The sequence below is a fragment of the Sinorhizobium alkalisoli genome, assembly GCF_008932245.1.
Taxonomy (GTDB): Bacteria; Pseudomonadota; Alphaproteobacteria; order Rhizobiales; family Rhizobiaceae; genus Sinorhizobium; species Sinorhizobium alkalisoli.
This window is the reverse complement of record NZ_CP034909.1, coordinates 1522082-1539572: the sequence shown is the minus strand read 5'-3', so window position 1 is coordinate 1539572 and position 17491 is coordinate 1522082. Positions and strand designations below refer to the sequence as shown.

At 64.1% G+C, this 17491-nt stretch carries 20 protein-coding genes; 12 read left to right on the top strand and 8 right to left on the bottom strand.

The window, feature by feature from the left end; genetic code table 11:
• Window positions 1–6 precede the first annotated feature (6 nt).
• From EKH55_RS07595 to EKH55_RS07585, 3 genes are all read left to right on the top strand, one after another.
• Window positions 7–705, top strand: a complete 699-nt coding sequence (locus EKH55_RS07595) for a response regulator (protein WP_151611269.1) — start codon at window positions 7–9, stop codon at window positions 703–705.
• Window positions 706–770: 65 nt separating this feature from the next.
• Complete coding sequence (locus EKH55_RS07590; protein WP_151611268.1) at window positions 771–2027, top strand: sensor histidine kinase; 1257 nt, start codon at window positions 771–773, stop codon at window positions 2025–2027.
• A gap of 174 nt (window positions 2028–2201) precedes the next feature.
• Window positions 2202–2717, top strand: coding sequence for an OsmC family protein (locus EKH55_RS07585; protein WP_151611964.1), 516 nt, complete (start codon window positions 2202–2204; stop codon window positions 2715–2717).
• 32 nt (window positions 2718–2749) lie between these two features.
• On the opposite strand, the gene EKH55_RS07580 is transcribed toward EKH55_RS07585, so the two are convergent.
• Complete coding sequence (locus EKH55_RS07580) at window positions 2750–3304, bottom strand: RBBP9/YdeN family alpha/beta hydrolase (RefSeq protein ID WP_151611267.1); 555 nt, start codon at window positions 3302–3304, stop codon at window positions 2750–2752.
• Between the two features lie 164 nt (window positions 3305–3468).
• Here EKH55_RS07580 and EKH55_RS07575 point away from each other — a divergent pair, with 164 nt between their 5' ends.
• Window positions 3469–4278, top strand: a complete 810-nt coding sequence (locus tag EKH55_RS07575; protein ID WP_069458558.1) for a DUF2189 domain-containing protein — start codon at window positions 3469–3471, stop codon at window positions 4276–4278.
• A 34-nt stretch (window positions 4279–4312) separates the two neighbouring features.
• Here EKH55_RS07575 and EKH55_RS07570 read toward each other — a convergent pair whose 3' ends face one another.
• The 7 genes from EKH55_RS07570 to EKH55_RS07540 form a co-directional block, all read right to left on the bottom strand.
• On the bottom strand, window positions 4313–4633 hold the full coding sequence (locus EKH55_RS07570) for a PilZ domain-containing protein (protein WP_151611266.1): 321 nt from the start codon (window positions 4631–4633) through the stop codon (window positions 4313–4315).
• Between the two features lie 129 nt (window positions 4634–4762).
• Window positions 4763–6070, bottom strand: coding sequence for an adenylosuccinate lyase (gene purB, locus EKH55_RS07565; RefSeq protein WP_151611265.1), 1308 nt, complete (start codon window positions 6068–6070; stop codon window positions 4763–4765).
• Between the two features lie 63 nt (window positions 6071–6133).
• Window positions 6134–6691, bottom strand: a complete 558-nt coding sequence (locus EKH55_RS07560) for a hypothetical protein (protein WP_192803755.1) — start codon at window positions 6689–6691, stop codon at window positions 6134–6136.
• Window positions 6688–7431: a DUF2259 domain-containing protein gene (locus tag EKH55_RS07555; RefSeq protein ID WP_151611264.1), complete on the bottom strand. Its 744-nt coding sequence runs from the start codon at window positions 7429–7431 to the stop codon at window positions 6688–6690. Before EKH55_RS07555 ends, EKH55_RS07560 begins: the two co-directional genes overlap by 4 nt.
• The gene (gene rpe / locus EKH55_RS07550; protein WP_151611263.1) at window positions 7428–8105 is read right to left on the bottom strand and encodes a ribulose-phosphate 3-epimerase; all 678 of its coding nucleotides are present in this window, start codon (window positions 8103–8105) and stop codon (window positions 7428–7430) included. The genes EKH55_RS07555 and rpe overlap by 4 nt, the downstream gene beginning before the upstream one ends.
• Window positions 8106–8178: 73 nt before the next feature.
• A complete protein-coding gene (locus EKH55_RS07545) occupies window positions 8179–9189 on the bottom strand; it encodes a P1 family peptidase (protein WP_069458564.1) in 1011 nt (336 codons plus the stop codon).
• The gene (locus EKH55_RS07540) at window positions 9186–10274 is read right to left on the bottom strand and encodes a branched-chain amino acid ABC transporter substrate-binding protein (RefSeq protein WP_151611262.1); all 1089 of its coding nucleotides are present in this window, start codon (window positions 10272–10274) and stop codon (window positions 9186–9188) included. The genes EKH55_RS07545 and EKH55_RS07540 overlap by 4 nt, the downstream gene beginning before the upstream one ends.
• A 164-nt stretch (window positions 10275–10438) precedes the next feature.
• Here EKH55_RS07540 and EKH55_RS07535 point away from each other — a divergent pair, with 164 nt between their 5' ends.
• From EKH55_RS07535 to EKH55_RS07500, 8 genes are all read left to right on the top strand, one after another.
• A complete protein-coding gene (locus tag EKH55_RS07535; protein ID WP_083265321.1) occupies window positions 10439–10960 on the top strand; it encodes a flavin reductase in 522 nt (173 codons plus the stop codon).
• 24 nt (window positions 10961–10984) lie between these two features.
• Window positions 10985–11914 (top strand): AAA family ATPase, encoded by a 930-nt coding sequence (locus tag EKH55_RS07530; RefSeq protein ID WP_151611261.1) that lies wholly within the window; start codon window positions 10985–10987, stop codon window positions 11912–11914.
• 5 nt (window positions 11915–11919) lie between these two features.
• Entirely contained in the window at window positions 11920–13200 is a 1281-nt protein-coding gene (locus tag EKH55_RS07525) for a vWA domain-containing protein (RefSeq protein ID WP_151611260.1), read from the top strand.
• 56 nt (window positions 13201–13256) lie between these two features.
• A complete protein-coding gene (locus EKH55_RS07520) occupies window positions 13257–13589 on the top strand; it encodes an XdhC family protein (RefSeq protein WP_069458568.1) in 333 nt (110 codons plus the stop codon).
• Between the two features lie 2 nt (window positions 13590–13591).
• Window positions 13592–14296 carry an XdhC family protein gene (locus EKH55_RS07515; protein ID WP_069458569.1) on the top strand — a complete coding sequence of 235 codons (705 nt, stop codon included), beginning with the start codon at window positions 13592–13594 and terminating at the stop codon, window positions 14294–14296.
• Entirely contained in the window at window positions 14293–15921 is a 1629-nt protein-coding gene (locus EKH55_RS07510) for an NTP transferase domain-containing protein (protein WP_151611259.1), read from the top strand. The genes EKH55_RS07515 and EKH55_RS07510 overlap by 4 nt, the downstream gene beginning before the upstream one ends.
• Before the next feature lie 4 nt (window positions 15922–15925).
• Complete coding sequence (locus tag EKH55_RS07505) at window positions 15926–16243, top strand: TfoX/Sxy family protein (RefSeq protein ID WP_069458571.1); 318 nt, start codon at window positions 15926–15928, stop codon at window positions 16241–16243.
• 325 nt (window positions 16244–16568) lie between these two features.
• Window positions 16569–17438 (top strand): universal stress protein, encoded by an 870-nt coding sequence (locus tag EKH55_RS07500; RefSeq protein ID WP_069458572.1) that lies wholly within the window; start codon window positions 16569–16571, stop codon window positions 17436–17438.
• Window positions 17439–17491: the final 53 nt, after the last annotated feature.

Genomic DNA, 17491 nt, shown 5'->3' with positions numbered 1-17491 from the left:
TGAGAAATGGCGGAACGGGTCCTGATTGTTGACGACGACACGCGCCTGTCCGCCATGCTCTCCGACTATCTCTCGGGAAATGGCTATACCGTGCACACTGCGGCAACGGCTATGGCGGGGCTTGCGGAGCTCGGACGCCTTGCGCCGGACGCGGTCATCCTCGACGTCATGCTGCCGGACCTTGACGGCTTCGAGACCTGCCGGCGTATGCGTGCGGTCTCCGACGTTCCGATCCTGATGCTCACGGCCAAAGGCGAAGAGACGGACCGCATCGTCGGATTGGAGCTCGGGGCCGACGATTATCTGCCCAAGCCCTTCAATCCGCGCGAACTGCTGGCGCGGTTGAAGGCGATCCTGCGCCGCCGCAATGGCGGCTCGGCGGTTTCGCGGATATTGCGCTTCGGCCGGCTCGAGATCGATCCTGGATCCCGCTCGGTCAGGATCGACGGCGGCAACTGTGCGCTGACGAGCTATCAGTTCGACCTGCTTCTGGCGCTTGCTGAAAATGCCGGCCGCACGCTGTCGCGCGAACAGCTTCTGGATGCGGCGAAGGGCGAGGAGATGGAGGCCTTCGATCGCTCAATAGACGTGCATATCTCGCGCATCCGGTCAGCCATCGAGAGCGACCCCAAGCATCCAAGGCGCATCATCACCGTGCGCGGCGTCGGCTATGTCTTCGCCCGCTTCCAGGACGACGAAAGATAATGCATGTCGCCCAAGAATGTGCAGCGGTTTTGGCATAACGTGCATCACAACAGAGACCTGGAGCCATGCGCAGCCGGCTGTTCCTGAAAATCTACCTGACGCTGCTGGCAAGCCTTGCAGCGGTCGCCGTCGCCAGCGCGGCCTTCGTGTGGCTGGGGCGAGGCGAAGAGGATTCGGGCTGGCAGGGCCAACGGGCGCGGTTCATCACCGCGCTGATCCCCCCCGAGATGGACCGGCACTCGGTCGAAGCGACATTGGAGCGGTTTTCGCGGGCCTTCGACGCCGACATAGCGGTCTACGATCGGCAAGGCAGGCTGATTGCGAGCGCCGGTCGGCCGCTTCCACGCGATATTGGCGAGGGGCCGTCGCGCCATGACAGGGGCAAGTTTCACACCATGGTGACCGAACTACCCGACGGACGCGCAGTCGCTGCACGCATGGAGCGGCCTTTCCGTCCGGTCGGCCGCAATCCGCTCGCCTATCTGGCGTTGATCGCCGGCGTCATCGGCCTCGCCGCCTATCCGGTAGTGCGTCATCTGACGCGGAGGCTCGAGCGGTTGCGCGCGGGCGTGGATGCCTGGGGCAGGGGCGATTTCGTGACCCGGGTGCCGGCGCAGGGGCGCGACGAAGTCGCGGCGGTGGCCAGGAGCTTCAACAAGGCCGCCGACCACGTGGAGCGGCTGATCAAGTCCCATCGCGCTCTGCTCGCCAATGCCAGCCATGAATTGCGCTCGCCGCTTGCGCGCCTGCGCATGGCGATCGACCTTTATGAGCAGGCGCCGGACGGCAACCGTAAGGAAGAAATCGTCCGCAACCTTGCCGAACTGGACACGCTGGTCGAGGAAATCCTCGTGGCGAGCAGGCTGGACCATGTCGAGACTCTCGACGTTCAGGAGGCGGTCGACGTCCTCGCCCTGGTCTCCGAAGAAGGGGCCCGCAACGGAGTCGACGTTTCCGGCGCGCCCGCAACCGTCGCAGGCGACGTCCGCCTGCTCCGAAGGCTCGTGCGCAACCTGATGCAGAACGCCATGCGGCACGGTAGTCCACCGGTTACGGCCACCGTTTCGCTCGCCGGCAATAAAGTCGAGCTGAGGGTCCGCGACCACGGCCCTGGTATCGCGGATGGCGAGAGCGCCCGCCTGTTCGAGCCGTTCTATCGCCCCTCGGGGCGTAGCGAAGCCGCAGGCGGCTGGGGCCTGGGGCTGGCGCTGGTGCGCCAAATTGCCGAGCGCCACGGCGGCACGGTGCGCCACGAAACGCCGCCCGACGGCGGCGCCTGCTTCATCGTAACGCTTCCGGCGCATCGGTCCGCCCAAAGATGAACTGACGTAGAGTAATGCTCTCTCCCAGGAGAAGTTAGATCCTCTGGATCCGCGACCAATGGGCGTCGACCCATTGCGGAGTTTCGTTGCTGGCGGCACTGTTACAGCGCCGCGCGCCTGTTATCGGGCCGACGCGCCAGACGCTGTTAGTGACAACGGAGGAGCATGATGACGATGGATGCCGCCGCGCTGCGCGCCAGACAGGCGCCGATCAAGGAGCGTTACAGATCCAATCCCGAGGCGGCATACGTCACGCTTCGTGCGAATGGCAGGCTCGATGACCAGAACATCGCCTGCAAGGTCGAAACCGGCCGCGCGCTCGCGATGGCGGGCCTCCATCCGGCAACGGGCGGGACCGGTCTTGAACTCTGCTCGGGCGACATGCTTCTGGAGGCGCTCGTCGCCTGCGCCGGAGTTACCTTGAAGGCGGTGGCGACGGCGCTTGAGATCCCGCTGAAGTCCGGCAAGGTTTCGGCCGAAGGCGACCTCGACTTTCGCGGCACGTTGGGCGTCGACAAGGACGCGCCCGTCGGTTTCGCGCAAATCCGTCTATTCTTTGACCTCGAAACGGAGGCACCGCAGGAGAAGCTCGATCAACTCCTGAAGCTGACGGAACGCTATTGCGTCGTCTATCAGACCATCCGCAGCGGTCCGCCGCTCGAAGTCAAATTGCGCCTGAACGGCGTTTGAAATTGTGGCGCGGCGGCGATCGCAGGCCGTTGTCAGGCCTGCAGGCGGCTCAGGAACTGGGCGAAGACCATGGATCCTTCCGGCCACGGCCCATGGCCGGACTCCGTGTTGATATGGCCCGCTTCGCCGGCGTCGATCAGCAGCGAACCCCAGGCGTTGGCGATGTCGCCGGCGTGGTCGTAGGAGCCGAACGGATCGTTGCGGCTGGCGATCATCAGCGAGGGGAACGGCAATGGGTCGCGCGGGTAGGGTCCGAATGTCATGAAGTGCTTCGGGCGGACCTTCGGATTGGCTACCTCCGGCGGCGCGACCAGGAAGGCCCCGGCGATTTTCCGCTTGCAGTGAGGAAGCGCATGGACCGCCGTCGGCACGCCGAGTGAGTGGGCGATGATCACCACCGGTTTCGTCGCGGCGTTGACCGCGTCGACCATGCGGCCAACCCAGTCCTCCCTGACGGGCTTCGACCACTCTGCCTGAACCACGCGGCGCGCTGTCGAGAGCTTGCGCTCCCAACGGCTCTGCCAATGGTCGGGGCCGGAGTTGGTGTAGCCCGGAACGATGAGGATATGCGCGTCTGAAACCTTCATGATGGCCGCGATTTGGCGATGAAAGGCGCCGAAGTCAAGGCGCAGGCGACAGGGCCCGCATTTTCTGTATAATCGGAACCGGCGGTCGCGCTCGGCAGCGGCCCGTTTTTTATGTCGCTGTCCGTGAGTCCGTGGCCGCTCTGGTTCGTTGAGGAGTGTGAGCCATGACAACCTTCCATGTCCTCTCGGGATCGAACGCGGACGTCGTTCGGCCCGAGATACGAAAGATTGGCATTGCAGATGTATTCGACGCACTGCGTCTCGGCCTCGAGGATTTCCGCGAGAAGCCGTCGCATTATGTATTTTTATGTCTCATCTACCCTGTTGCCGGCGTTGTCCTGATGACCTGGAGCGCGGGCGCCAACATGCTGCCCTTGCTCTACCCGCTGGCCTCCGGATTCGCCCTCATCGGGCCCGTTGCGGCGATTGCTCTTTATGAGATCAGCCGGCGCCGCGAGCTCGGCATGGATGCGCGATGGCCGCATGCCATACGGTTGCATCGCCACCCCGCAATTCCCTCCATCCTGGCGGTCGCGGGGCTTTTGTTTGTCATATTTGTCATATGGTTGCTCGTCGCCCAGGCGCTTTACATCACGATTTTCGGCCCGACGCCTCCCGCGACGATCGGCGAGTTCTGGAACAATATCGTCGGAACAGAAGAAGGCCGGACTCTGATCATCGTCGGCAATGCTGTGGGATTCGTGTTCGCGGTGATCGTGCTCGCGATCAGCCTCGTCACCTTTCCGATGCTGCTCGACCGGGACGTCGGAGCCCTGGCGGCGATCGAGACCTCGGTCCGGGCGACGCTTGCCAACCCGATTCCGGTGGCGACCTGGGGCCTGATCATCGCCGCAGGCCTGCTCATCGGATCCATCCCGGTCTTTGTCGGACTTGCCGTTATCATGCCGATATTCGGCCACGCCACCTGGCATCTTTATCGCAAGCTGGTCGAGCCGGCCCGACCGACGCGATGAGGCTGAAAAAGGGTGACCGGTCTCCAAAGGCCGGTCACCACATCTCCACGCCACCGAAATACTTGTAATAGGACGAGATTTGCGCAGCCGTGTTCGAGGACAGGTTGAGCTTCACCCCGATCTTATCGCCGCGGCACCAGCGCACAATGCCTGTCAGGCGACCGAGCTCGCCGCTTTCGATCGTCACCTCCTGGCCGGTACAAACGCCGATGTCGAACAGGAGCTGGAAGCAGATACCCTGGGCGGACAGGTCTTTCACGATGCCGTTCGTCCATCCGGTCTTGCACGTAACCTTTCCGGTTATCTGTGTTTGATCGCGGGGGGACACGCGCTGAACATTATCCCTAAGAGCCATGGGCACCTCGAAGCTTGGACGGACAGGCTTCAAGTATTTCACGTGGTGATTGAATGTCCTGCTAAAAAAATCGCCCGCATTTGAGGAAAGCGCTCAAATACGGGCGATATGTACCGTCACGCGGCGCAATCAGGACGTGCCGAAAACACGACGGAAGATGGTATCGACATGTTTGGTGTGATAGCCGAGGTCGAACTTCTCGCGAATGGCTTCCTCGGAGAGCGCCGCGCGCACTTCCGTGTCGGCAAGCAGTTCCTCGAGGAAGTCCTTGCCCTGTTCCCACACCTTCATGGCATTGCGCTGGACGAGCCGGTAGGCATCATCGCGCGAAACCCCGGCCTGAGTGAGGGCGAGCAGTACACGCTGTGAATGAACAAGTCCGCGGAACTTGTTGAGATTCTTCATCATGTTCTCGGGATAGACGACCAGCTTGTCGACGACGCCGGTCAGGCGGGCCAGGGCGAAATCGAGCGTCACGGTTGCGTCCGGTCCAATCATGCGTTCCACCGAAGAGTGGGAGATGTCGCGTTCATGCCAGAGCGCAACGTTCTCCATGGCCGGCACGACGAAGGCGCGGACCATGCGGGAAAGGCCGGTCAGGTTTTCCGTCAGCACCGGGTTGCGCTTGTGCGGCATCGCCGAAGAGCCTTTCTGCCCTGGCGAGAAATATTCCTCCGCCTCCAGCACCTCGGTGCGCTGCAGGTGGCGGATCTCTGTTGCCAGGCGCTCGATCGACGAAGCGATGACGCCGAGCGTGGCGAAATACATCGCGTGGCGATCGCGCGGGATCACTTGCGTGGAGACTGGCTCCGGCTTCAGGCCGAGCGCCTTTGCCACATGTTCCTCGACGCGCGGATCGATATTGGCGAAGGTGCCGACGGCGCCGGAAATGGCGCAGGTGGCGATTTCCTCGCGGGCGGCGCGCAGCCGGTCCCTGCAGCGGTCGAACTCCGCATAGGCGAGTGCGAGCTTGACGCCGAAGGTCGTCGGCTCCGCATGGATGCCGTGCGAGCGGCCGATCGTTACCGTATCCTTGTGTTCGAAGGCGCGACGTTTCAGCGCCTCGAGCAGCTTGTCCATGTCGGCAAGCAGGATATCCGTGGCGCGGACGAGCTGCACGTTGAAGCAAGTGTCGAGAACGTCGGAGGAGGTCATGCCTTGGTGTACAAAGCGGCTGTCGGGGCCGACGAATTCGGCAAGATGCGTCAGAAAGGCGATGACGTCATGCTTGGTGACGGCCTCGATCTCGTCGATGCGCGCGACGTCGAAGGTCGCGGCTCCGCCCTTTTCCCAGATCGTCTTTGCCGCCTCCTTGGGGATAACGCCGATCTCGGCCAGGGCATCGCAGGCGTGTGCCTCGATCTCGAACCAGATGCGGAACTTCGTTTCCGGCGACCAGATGGCCACCATTTCCGGCCGGGAATAACGGGGGATCATGGGCTCTGTGCTTTCGTTATCTGTGGAGGATGGCTGTGCGTCTAGCAAAGATGACGGGCAAGCTCAACGTTGTTGAGACCCATCGGAGTGCGCCAGCCAAAGGCTGGCAAGGACAAGAGCTGTGGCACCGAGCGGCAGGTAAAGCCGGACGCCTAGGACGAGGAATTGGTAGAATGCCGAAAGTGACGTGAATACGAACTGGAAGAACCAGGTCGGGGTGCCGGCTGCGGCGTGCCATTGCGAATAGAAGACCCGGTAGTCGAGGGAGAAGAGGCAGCCCGTCACTCCGATCGTGCCCGCGATCAGGCATAGGAGGAAGGCGGCGAGGCGGGTTTCGAAGGCACGGCCCTGGGCAAGACAGCGGGCGGCGAACAGCGAAAGCGGCCATGCGAGGAGGCCGCCCATCGCGTAAAGCAGCAGAATGTCCCGCAGATGATATGTGGCATCATGCTCGCGCAGCCACAAGGCGTGCCAGGCCGAAATCGCCATCGAGACCGCCCAGAGCGGGCTGCCGACCGCAAGCTCGCGCAATGTCGGAAGAGCCCGGACGATGCGGTCGCGTGCCGACCGGCGAACGACGGAACTGACGATCGAACGGTTGGCCGGTGCCTCGTCCGTCATCGCCGAAGCCAGGTCGGGACCGCGATCCAGCGGCCGTCGGTCGTCCCCTCGAATCCGAGGGATTCGACAAGCACCATCACCACGTGCACTTGCGAGCCGTCGTCATTGATGTGGGTGACGACGCCGCCGATGCGATAGCCGGTCGGACAGCGGCGGCTCTCCGGGATGCGGGCGTCCTCCTGGAGCACGTCGGATGCAGGCTCTCCGGCTTTCTCCGTCATCACGAGGTAAAAGCCTCTAATCTCTTTCAGAAAGGCCTTGCAGATACCCTCCGCCGCGAAGCTCTTCTCTTCAAGTCGCAGCGAATAGGTCTTTCGAAAATCCGGATCGGCCGGAGCGGCATAGTAGCCGAGCGTGTGCTCCGACGCATCCGCTTCCGTTACGGGATTGTAGGCGGCGAGCAGGCCGGGCGTGTCGGCAAGGCGATAGGCATCGATCACCGGTGCCGCGCGCCTGCGCGCCTCGCGCCGGGCCATCGGCAGACTGCCGCCGTCGCTTTCGATACGCGCGCGAACGGGTGAGCCGGGCAGGAACGCGTCGGCCCGGGTGTCGAGCGCGTAGATCGTCGAATAGGGAAACCCGGACCCGTCCTCGATGCCGTATTCTTCGAAGGCGAAGACGGTCCCGTCCGACGAAAATCCTATCGGCCGAAAACTGGCATAGTCACCTGCGACGGCCGGAGACGTGGCCATCGCCGTCGCCGTCAGGAGCAGAGCCGCAATCGCCGACCGCCAACTCATCCGCGGCCGGTCTCCGCGGCCGCGCGGATAGCGGCAATGGCGCCGCGGTAGGCCTCGACGGAGTCACCCTTGAAGACGGCCGAACCGGCAACCAGCACATTGGAGCCGGCCCTCGCTACGGCGCCCGCCGTTTCCGGCGTAACGCCGCCATCGACCTCGATCTCGATCGGGCGATCGCCGACCATCGCCCTGATCCGTCGGATCTTCTCCTCCATCTCGGCGATGAACTTCTGGCCGCCGAAGCCCGGATTGACCGTCATCACCAGAATCAGATCGACGGCATCGAGCACATATTCAATCGTGCTTTCCGGCGTCGCCGGATTGAGCGAGACGCCGGCCCTTTTGCCGAGCGCCCTGACGGTCTGCAGCGATCGGTGCAGATGCGGGCCGGCTTCGGCGTGAACCGTCAGGATGTCGCAACCGGCCTTGGCGAAGGCCTCGAGGAAGGGATCGGCCGGTGCAATCATCAGATGGCAATCGAAGGTCGCGTCCGTGTAGGGGCGGAGCGACTTGATGATGTCCGGTCCGAAAGTGATATTCGGCACGAAATGGCCGTCCATGACGTCCAGGTGAACCCAGTCGGCGCCGGCATCGACGACGTCGCGCACCTCCTGGCCAAGTTTGGAAAAGTCGGCCGCCAGGATGGATGGGGCGATGCGAATGGGGTGGATCATGAAAAGCCTCCGCTCTTTTGCGCGGCCATAGCATTCCACGGCGGCGCAAACAACATGGGAAGGCGATCGCCGGCTATGCGGACGCCAGCGACCAGGCGGGCTTGACATCATTCTCCGCGGCGGCGGCGTCATGGATGCCGCGCGCGATCGCCCGCGCCATGGTTGCAGCGGCGGCGACGCCGAGATCGATGTAATCCTCGAGAAGCGGCTTCTTGCCGCTGGCCCCGGTCGACAGCGCGAAGACGAGGTCACCGTCGAGCGGCGTATGCGACGGCCAGAGCGCCCGAGAGAACCCGTCATGGGCCGAAATCGCCAGTCGTTTCGCCTCGGCCTTGGTGAGTACCGCATCGGTGGCGATGACGGCGATGGTCGTGTTGACGGGTGCGGCCGGCGGATCGCGGAATTTGAGGCGTGGCAGCATCGCGTCCTCGGGCCAGGGGGAGGGCATGCCGGCGCCGCCGAATTCGCGATCCAGTTCGAAGGGAGCGGCCCAGAAATGACGGGTATTGCCGATCGTTGCCGATCCCAAGGCGTTGACGGCGACAAGTGCGCCGACGGTGATGCCGTTCGCCAGCACGGCCGATGCGGAACCGAGGCCGCCCTTGAAGGTGGCCGTCAGCGCACCGGTGCCGGCGCCGGCACTGCCCGTCGTGAAATTCCGGGCGGCGGCGCGTGCCGCTGCATAGCCGAGCTCGCGATAGGGGGAGAACTGTCCCCAGTCCTTCTCTCCACCATTCATCAGGTCGAAGAGGATCGCCGCCGGGACGATCGGAATGCGCAGCGAGCCCACCGCAAAGCCGCGGCCCAGATCGCGAAGCGCTGCCTGGACGCCGGATGCGGCATCGAGGCCGAAGGCCGAGCCGCCGGAGAGCACGACAGCATCGACCGTCTGAACCGTATTATGAGGCGCAAGCAGGTCGGTTTCGCGCGTGCCAGGGGCACCGCCGAGCACAGCCACCGCTGCGGTCGCCGGCGGATCGCAGAGCACCGCGGTGACGCCCGATTTCAGGCGCTGATCCTCGGCATTGCCGACGAGCAAACCAGCGACGTCGGTAATCGCGTTGCTCTCTCCCTTGCGCATCATCCGCCGTCGCCCATATTCGTGGCATCGACGAAGCGGCCGTCCTGCCATCGCATCAGCCTGTAGGGGCTTTGGGCCCGCTCGTGCATGCTGTTGAAGCGGATCGGTCCCAGCACCGTCGGATAGGGACCCTTCAGGAGAGCATCCGAAAGTGCGCCGTCGTCCTTCTCCGCCTGGTCCTTCGCCTGTTCGAGGAGCGACGTCGCGGCAAAGGCGGGCAGGACATAGCCATCCGGCTCCAGGTCCGCGGCACGCATCGCCTTGACGACAGGGGCGGCCTGCTGCGACCGCGACGCATCGGGAACCGTAACCGCCAGCACCCCGTTTTCGAGCGGCACATTGAGGTCGGCCGCCTTCAGCACATCGCCGCCCATGAGCGTGATCGGAATGTGCTCGGCCTTCGCGTCGCGCGCGATGATCGCCGTGTCGTTGCGGTCGCCGCCGGTGAAGACATGGGTTGCACCGCTTTTTGCCAGGCGGCGGACGAGACTGACCTGCTGCTCCTGGGCCGGGCGGTAGGTGTCGGTGAAGACCGGCGTGATCCCGATTTCCTCCAGCGCATTGCGCACGGCCTCGACGAGCTCTCGGCTGTGAATGGTGCCGTCGTCGATGAGCGCGAGCGGCTTGTCCCTCCAATTCGCGACGATCGCGTCGATGATTGCTCTCGCCTCGGCCTTGCCGCTCGGGGCAAGGCGATAGAGCGGCCACTTCTTTTTCAGTGCATCCTCCATGAGGATGTCCGAGCGCACGCTGAGGGTAATGGCGGGCATGCCGGCTTCGGCTAGCGCCGGGAGTACCGCTTCGAGGCTCTCGATGCAGAGGAAACCGATCGCCGCCTCCGCGCCACTCGCGAGCAGCGCCTTGGCCAGTTCGTCGCCGCCGGCGGCGTCACAGCTTTCTCCGATCGCGGCGACTTCGCTTTCCCGGTCGCCGGCCTGAAAGGCGGCGCCGTCCAGGATCTGCTTTCCGAGCGCCGCGAAGGGGCCGTCGGTGGGGGCGACGACGGCCAGTTTCACTCCGGCAGCCAGTGCCGGTGGCGCCAGCGTCAGTCCGGCTATGAAAAGGCCCGTAACGATTGATTTCAGCATGCTTTTTCCCTGCTGTCGCATGCCATGTTTTAAGGCAGTCGCCCCGCTCGTCAAAGGAAAAGATCGCCAAGGAGGCCGCCCCATTGCTGTCTGCGTCATGTCCGTGCGCGGATCGGCAAGAATCTCCGGCCGCCGGGTTTCATATTTCATCCGACAGTCTATGTATGACCGAGACCGATCCGGAGCGAGATGTGTTGGAGAAGACCCGGCTGGACCCGATAGCCTACCGCGACGCCATGAGTCGCATGTCCGCGCATGTGCAGTTGATTACCGCCGCCGATGGCGCCGAACGGCGGGGCGTGACGATCACTGCTTCGTGCTCGGTCTCGGACGATCCGCCGACGGTGCTTGCCTGCCTCAACGCCGCCAATCCGCGCAATGATATCTTTTCGCGCAGCGGCAGTTTCGCACTGAATGTGCTGGGGGCACATCATCGTGCGCTGGCGCACGCTTTTTCCGGCAGGGACCAGCTCGATATGGAGCGACGCTTCGCGCTGGCCCGCTGGACGCAGCTTGCGACCGGCGCTCCGATCCTCACCGACGCCATCGTTGCCTTCGACTGCCGTCTCATCGAGATCAAGATCATGGCGACCCATGCGATCCTCTTCGGCGAAGTGGTCGACGTCAGGGTCGGCGAGGCGCAGCCACCGCTCATTTATGTGGACCGGGACTACCGCTCGCTATAAGTTTTCTCCACAAGTGGAGGAAACATGGCGCGCCCGGAAACAGGAAGGATCCCCCAGTCCATCGACGAGACGGCAGCGATGCTGGAAGCGCAGGACTACCTCGCCGGAACCGCGCTCGCGACCGTTCTCTTCCTCGCGCTCCGAATGAAGCGCCCGCTCTTCCTCGAGGGTGAGGCGGGAGTCGGCAAGACCGAGATCGCCAAGGTGTTGGCCCGCGCGCTCGACAGGCCGCTGATCCGGCTGCAATGCTACGAAGGGCTCGACATTGCTTCCGCTGTCTACGAATGGAACTATCCGGCGCAGATGCTGGAGATACGCCTTTCCGAAGCGGCCGGAATGGTCGACCGGCAGCGGATCGAAAGCGACATCTTCTCCGAACGCTTCCTCATCCGCCGACCAGTGTTGCAGGCGATTTCGGCCAATGCGGGCCGCGCGCCGGTGTTCCTGATCGACGAGCTGGATCGCACCGACGAGGCCTTCGAGGCATTTCTGCTGGAGGTGCTTTCCGATTTCCAGGTGACGATACCCGAACTCGGAACGATCCGCGCGAGCGAGCCGCCCATCGTCATCATCACCACGAATAGGACGCGTGAAATCCACGACGCCTTGAAACGGCGCTGCCTCTATCATTGGGTCGACTATCCTCAGGCGGCACAGGAACTGGAGATCATCCGCCGCAAGGTGCCGGGTTGCAGCGAAACCCTGTCGCGGGAGATCGTCGCCTATGTGCAGAAACTCAGGACGATCGACCTTTTCAAGAATCCCGGTGTCGCCGAGACGATCGACTGGGCGACGGCCTTGACCGAGCTCGATACGCTCGCGCTCGATCCGGAGACGCTTGCGGACACCCTCGGGACGCTTCTCAAATATCAGGATGATATCGCCCGGATCGAAGGCGCGGAGGGTCGCAAGCTGCTTTCCGAGGTCAAGGCCGAATTGGCGGTGCAGGGCTGAGCGCCATGAAGCCGCGTGCCGACAGCACCGCAAATAAAGAGCCGCCCGGCGATGGGCGGCTCGCGGACAATATCGTCTTCTTTTCCCGCGCTCTACGGCGTGCCGGAATGAGGATCGGTCCCGCCGCCATTGCCGATGCAATCGAGGCCGTGGCGGCGATCGGAGTCGGATCGCGTGACGAATTCTATGCGGCGCTTCGATGCACCTTGCTGAAGCGGCACGAGGATCAGGCCCTGTTCGACGAGGCGTTCCGCCTGTTCTGGCGCAGGCGCGATCTGGTCCGCAAGATGATCGCGCTGATGTCGCCGGCGGCGCCGCCACGCGTGAGCGATGAACGGCGGCGGCGTGCGGGAGAGGCGCGCCTCGGCGATGCATTGTTCGGCGGCGGGGATGACGCCCGGCCGCCTCAGGAAACGCCCGAGATCGAACTCGACGCGCGCCACACGGTTTCCGGACGCGAGGTGTTCCGCAAGGCCGATTTCGCCCAGATGAGCGCCGCCGAAATCGCAGCGGCGCGCAAAGCGCTGTCGTCGCTGCTTCTGCCGTTCGACCGGGTGAGGACGCGCCGCTTCCGCGCGGCGCACAGGCCAATCCGCATCGACCCGCGTGCGACCATGCGCGACGCCATGCGTCTCGGCGGCGATTTCATTCTGCCGCGATTCCGCGAACCGCGGCTCGTCCATCCGCCGCTCGTCGTGCTCGCCGACATTTCCGGGTCGATGAGCCAATACACACGGGTTTTCCTGCATTTTCTGCATGCGCTGACGGAGCAGAGACATCGCGTTCACACCTTCCTGTTCGGCACGCGCCTGACAAATGTCACGCGGCAGATGCGCAACCGCGATCCCGACGAGGCGCTCGACGAATGCGTGGCGGCGGTCAGGGACTGGTCGGGCGGCACGCGAATCGGAGAGACGCTGCACGAATTCAACCGGCGCTGGTCGAGACGCGTACTCGGGCAGGGCGCCGTGGTCCTCCTGATCACCGACGGTCTCGAGCGTGACGACACGGATCAACTCGAGGTCGAGATCGATCGCCTGCACCGCTCCTGCCGGCGCCTCATCTGGCTCAATCCACTTTTGCGCTTTGACGGGTTCGAAGCGCGGGCGCGTGGCGTCAGGGCGATGTTGCCGCATGTCGACGAGTTTCGTGCAGTGCATAATCTCGAATCGGTTGCCGAACTGGTGAAGTCCCTGTCCGGCCGGAGCACACGAGACGCCGATCCGCGGCGGTTCCTGAAGGATGGCGGAGCCAGTCGGCGGCTTTCGGGCGGTTTCTCTCGATGATCGGGGATTGAAACGCGCGTCGATCATTCTGATCTAATCAGACGAAGAGAGCAAAGATGACAAGCGAAGCGAATATCCTCGACCCGCTGCAGATTGCCGAAACCTGGCACAGGCAAGGCCGGACGGTTGCCCTTGCGACGGTCATCGAGACCTGGGGGTCGGCGCCGCGGCCGGTCGGTAGTCACCTGGTGATCGACGGGGAGGGCAACTTCCAGGGTTCGGTTTCGGGTGGCTGTGTCGAGGGTGCGGTCATCGCCGAGGCGGCAGACGTCATCCAGTCGGGAGCGCCAAAGATCCTCGAATTCGGTGTCGCCGATGAGACGGCATGGCGGGTCGGCCTTTCCTGTGGTGGCCGGATCCGCGTCTATCTCGAGCGCGTCGACGGCTGACCATGGATATAGCCACTCTCCAAAGACTCAATTCGGCACGCGCCGCCCGCCAGGCTTCAGTCGCCGTCACAGACCTCGCCACCGGCCGCACCCAAACCTTTCTCGAGGGCGAGCCTCTGACGTCCGAATGGGACGCCGCGATTTCCGATGCGCTCCGTTCCGGGCGGCCGACGCTCTCGGTGGTTGGCGAGCGCTCGCTCTTCATCAATGTGCATTTGCCTCCCCCGCGCATCGTTGTCATCGGCGCCGTCCATATCTCGCAAGCCCTGGCGCAGCTTGCGCCGGTCGCGGGCTTCGATCTGTCCATCATCGATCCGCGGACCGCGTTCGCGACGGGGGAGCGTTTTCGAGGGGTCGAACTCATCGCGGACTGGCCGGAGGATGTCTTGCCCGGGCGTCCGCTCGATCGCTATACGGCGCTTGCCGCCCTGACGCATGATCCCAAGATCGACGACTTTCCGATCCGAGCCGCCCTGGAGGGCGGCTGCTTCTATGTCGGCGCCCTCGGCAGCCGCAAGACACATGCGGCCCGCATGGAGAGACTGCGCCTGGCCGGCGTCGCGGCCGAAGATATTGGCAGGATCCGGGCGCCGATCGGCCTCGATATCGGCGCGGCGAGCCCGGCCGAAATTGCCGTCGCCATCTTGGCGGAGATCGTCGCAGCGTTGCGCAACCGCGAGCTCGGCTGGGGAGGGGAAGCATCATGAAATTCGGCCCGGTGGCCCTCTCTACCGCCGAGGGCGCCATTCTCGCGCACGCCGTGAAGACCGCAGCGCAAAAGCTACCGAAGGGGCACCGCCTGACGGCGGCCGACCTTCAGCTGTTGGCCGAGACCGATGTGAACGAGCTCATCGTCGCTCGGCTCGAGGCGGGCGATTTGACCGAGGACGACGCCGCGGCCCGACTTGCCTCCGCAATCGCTCCGGACCACCTGCGTATTTCGCCGGCGGCAACCGGCCGGGTGAATATCTATGCCACGGCGAGAGGGCTTTTCGTCGCCAGCAGCACCGTGGTCGATCGTGTCAACCGCATCGATCCCGCGATCACGCTCGCTTGTCTTCCCGACCACGTTTCCGTCAATGCAGGCGACATGGTGGCGACGATCAAGATTATCCCGTTGGCGGTGCCGGGCAAATTTGTCGAGGAGGCCGCGGCGGTGCTCCGCGCGCAGCCGGCCTTCGAGGTCAAGCCCTTCGCGCCGCGCCGCGTCGCCTTGATTGCAACTCAGTTGCCGTCGCTCAAAGTTCAAGTGATGGATAAGACGCGGGTCCTGCTCGCCGCGCGCCTGGCGCGCTCCGGCAGCGATCTCGCGACAGAACGGCGCGTGGCCCATAGGGAAGAGGCAGTTGCCGAGGCCATTGCCGAATTGAGGGCGGCGCATGATTTGATTGTCGTATTTGGAGCCTCGGCGGTCGCCGATCCGGACGATGTCGTGCCGGCCGCCATCCGACGCGCGGGCGGCCGCGTCGATCATGTCGGCATGCCGGTCGATCCGGGTAACCTGCTCGTTCTCGGGCGACTTGACGAAATTCCGGTCGTCGGTGCGCCCGGTTGCGCCCGCAGTCCGCGCGAGAACGGATTCGATTGGATTCTCGACCGACTTCTTGCCGGCGAATGGCCGAACCCGATGGATATCACCGCGCTCGGCGTCGGAGGCTTGCTGAAGGAGATCCCCACGCGACCGCAGCCGCGCGAAGCCGCCGTCGCGCCGCGCCGCGGGCCGGTGTCGATCGTCGTGCTGGCAGCCGGCCGGGCGAGCCGGATGGGGCCAGAGGGCAGGCACAAGCTTCTCGCCGAGTTCGATGGGGTGCCGCTGGTCCGTCGCTCGGTCGAAACGGCGCTTGCCGCCACGAATACTGGGGTCACTGACAAGGTCATCGTTGTCACCGGGCATCGGGAGCCGGAAATCAGGGCCGCGCTTGCTGGTCTGCCGGTGACGTTCGTCTCGAATCCCGACTTTGCCAGCGGCATGGCTTCGTCGCTGGTGGCGGGTCTTTCAGGGCTCGACGACGCAGCCGGAGGCATGCTGGTTATGCTCGCGGATATGCCGGGGATCACGGCCGAGCACCTCACCAGGCTGATCGGTGCCTTCGATGCGGAGTCCGGCGCCGCAGTCGTGCGTGCGGTTGCCGAAGGACAACGCGGCAATCCGGTCATCCTGCCGCGAAGCACCTTTGGCGCCGTGCGGCAACTCGTGGGCGACGTCGGCGCAAGGCATATCGTCGAGCGATGCGGTCTACCCATTATCGATGTCGAGCTTGGCGCCGCCGCGCGAATCGATCTCGACACGCCGGAAGCGATCGCCGCGGCCGGGGGCGTTTTGAAGGAGTAAAGCGATGGACAATGCGGCGATCGAGGACATGTTCGAGACGCTGGGACCCGTCACGATCCGCCGCATGTTCGGCGGCAAGGGCGTCTATTTCCAGGGTGTCATCCTTGCGGTCGAAGTCGACGGCGAGATCCTCTTGAAGGGCGATGCGGAAACGGCGCCGGAGCTAGAAGAGGCGGGCAGCCGCCAGTGGAGCTATGACGGCAAGGGCAAACCGGTGAAGATGCCCTACTGGAGCATTCCCGAGTCGGCCTTCGACGATCCGGACGAGATGGGCCGCTGGGTGCGGATGGCCTATGCAGCGGCGCTCAGGGCGAAAAAGTGAGGGCGGGCCGTTCGGGTTGGGTCGGACTGTCCCCTCTGGCCGCCATTTCCCCGGGGCAAGAATAGTGCACGGTCAGGCCGACAGTGAGCGAGGGGGCGAGGCCAGCGCGATCCGGGCGATTTCATCCGGCCTGCCGGCGGGATGAGATCGCCGTTGGCGCCTGCTCGGTCTTGCGATATGAGCCGGCACCACGCCGACGAAGCCGATCCCAAGGCGACGGCAAGGGGAAACCAGCTCGGGCATTGGTGCGGCCAACGACCTACAGGGTGGATATCAGCAACGGCAGCCCTACTATGAGGAAGAATACCTCACCCGAGATCGGCACATGCGGCGAATACTCATATCATCGGATTTGTCGGAGCGATCACGACGTGCGCTTCGGCGCGCGGTGGCCCTGGCGAAGCAGTTCGGTTCGTGGCTCTCGGTTCTTCACGTGGTGGATGACGACCAGCCGCAGGCGCTAATCGCCCAGGAAAGCCGCGCCGCTGAGGCAGTTCTTCGCGACGAGCTCGACCGTGCGTCTGTGGGTGACGTCGCGGCCCTGTCGTCCGTCTCGGTGGTTGCAGGCGATCCCTTCAGAGCGATCGCCGACGAGGCGCACCGGCTCGACGCCGATCTGATCGTGATGGGCGCGCATCGAAAGCGCCTGCTTGGAGATATCTTTACAGGCACGACGATCGAGCGCGTGGTGCGCCTCGGCGGTCGCCCTGTTCTGATGGTCAATCGCGATGATGATGCGGCCTATTCGAACGTGATGGCCGCGGTCGATCTGTCCGAAGCATCGGCTCATGCTCTCCACACCGCCCGAAGCCTGGGCCTGCTCGAGCCAGATCGGGATGCCGCCGTCCATGGATTCGTCCCGCTCGGCGAAGGCATGATGTATTATGCCGGCGTCGAAGCGCACCGGGTGAACAAGCATGTCGCGGTAAGCGCCAGCCAAGCTCGTACGGCAATCACTAAATTCCTTCGCGACCACGGCTTCGGCAAACTGTCGAACCTTCTCCTGATCGAGAAGGGTACGCCCTTTGCAGCAATCGACGTCGGCATCCATCAGTTGCAGCCGGATCTTCTCGTCATCGGCACGCGCGGGCATGGCGGGTTGAAACGCCTTCTGCTCGGGAGCGTGGCGGACGAGGTACTTAGGCGAGTCGAATGCGATATCCTCGCCGTTCCGGCAAGCCGAAACATCCCGTAGGCTGATAACATCCTGTATTGCAAATGCCGGCCGTTCCTTGCCTGTCGCAATCA

Coding starts and splice junctions, on each gene's coding strand:
- EKH55_RS07595 (WP_151611269.1), top strand. CDS start 7: ATGGCGGAACGGGTCCTGATTGTTGACGACGACACGCGCCTGTCCGCC.
- EKH55_RS07590 (WP_151611268.1), top strand. CDS start 771: ATGCGCAGCCGGCTGTTCCTGAAAATCTACCTGACGCTGCTGGCAAGC.
- EKH55_RS07585 (WP_151611964.1), top strand. CDS start 2,202: ATGGATGCCGCCGCGCTGCGCGCCAGACAGGCGCCGATCAAGGAGCGT.
- EKH55_RS07580 (WP_151611267.1), bottom strand. CDS start 3,304: ATGAAGGTTTCAGACGCGCATATCCTCATCGTTCCGGGCTACACCAAC.
- EKH55_RS07575 (WP_069458558.1), top strand. CDS start 3,469: ATGACAACCTTCCATGTCCTCTCGGGATCGAACGCGGACGTCGTTCGG.
- EKH55_RS07570 (WP_151611266.1), bottom strand. CDS start 4,633: ATGGCTCTTAGGGATAATGTTCAGCGCGTGTCCCCCCGCGATCAAACA.
- purB (WP_151611265.1), bottom strand. CDS start 6,070: ATGATCCCCCGTTATTCCCGGCCGGAAATGGTGGCCATCTGGTCGCCG.
- EKH55_RS07560 (WP_192803755.1), bottom strand. CDS start 6,691: ATGACGGACGAGGCACCGGCCAACCGTTCGATCGTCAGTTCCGTCGTT.
- EKH55_RS07555 (WP_151611264.1), bottom strand. CDS start 7,431: ATGAGTTGGCGGTCGGCGATTGCGGCTCTGCTCCTGACGGCGACGGCG.
- rpe (WP_151611263.1), bottom strand. CDS start 8,105: ATGATCCACCCCATTCGCATCGCCCCATCCATCCTGGCGGCCGACTTT.
- EKH55_RS07545 (WP_069458564.1), bottom strand. CDS start 9,189: ATGATGCGCAAGGGAGAGAGCAACGCGATTACCGACGTCGCTGGTTTG.
- EKH55_RS07540 (WP_151611262.1), bottom strand. CDS start 10,274: ATGCTGAAATCAATCGTTACGGGCCTTTTCATAGCCGGACTGACGCTG.
- EKH55_RS07535 (WP_083265321.1), top strand. CDS start 10,439: ATGACCGAGACCGATCCGGAGCGAGATGTGTTGGAGAAGACCCGGCTG.
- EKH55_RS07530 (WP_151611261.1), top strand. CDS start 10,985: ATGGCGCGCCCGGAAACAGGAAGGATCCCCCAGTCCATCGACGAGACG.
- EKH55_RS07525 (WP_151611260.1), top strand. CDS start 11,920: ATGAAGCCGCGTGCCGACAGCACCGCAAATAAAGAGCCGCCCGGCGAT.
- EKH55_RS07520 (WP_069458568.1), top strand. CDS start 13,257: ATGACAAGCGAAGCGAATATCCTCGACCCGCTGCAGATTGCCGAAACC.
- EKH55_RS07515 (WP_069458569.1), top strand. CDS start 13,592: ATGGATATAGCCACTCTCCAAAGACTCAATTCGGCACGCGCCGCCCGC.
- EKH55_RS07510 (WP_151611259.1), top strand. CDS start 14,293: ATGAAATTCGGCCCGGTGGCCCTCTCTACCGCCGAGGGCGCCATTCTC.
- EKH55_RS07505 (WP_069458571.1), top strand. CDS start 15,926: ATGGACAATGCGGCGATCGAGGACATGTTCGAGACGCTGGGACCCGTC.
- EKH55_RS07500 (WP_069458572.1), top strand. CDS start 16,569: ATGCGGCGAATACTCATATCATCGGATTTGTCGGAGCGATCACGACGT.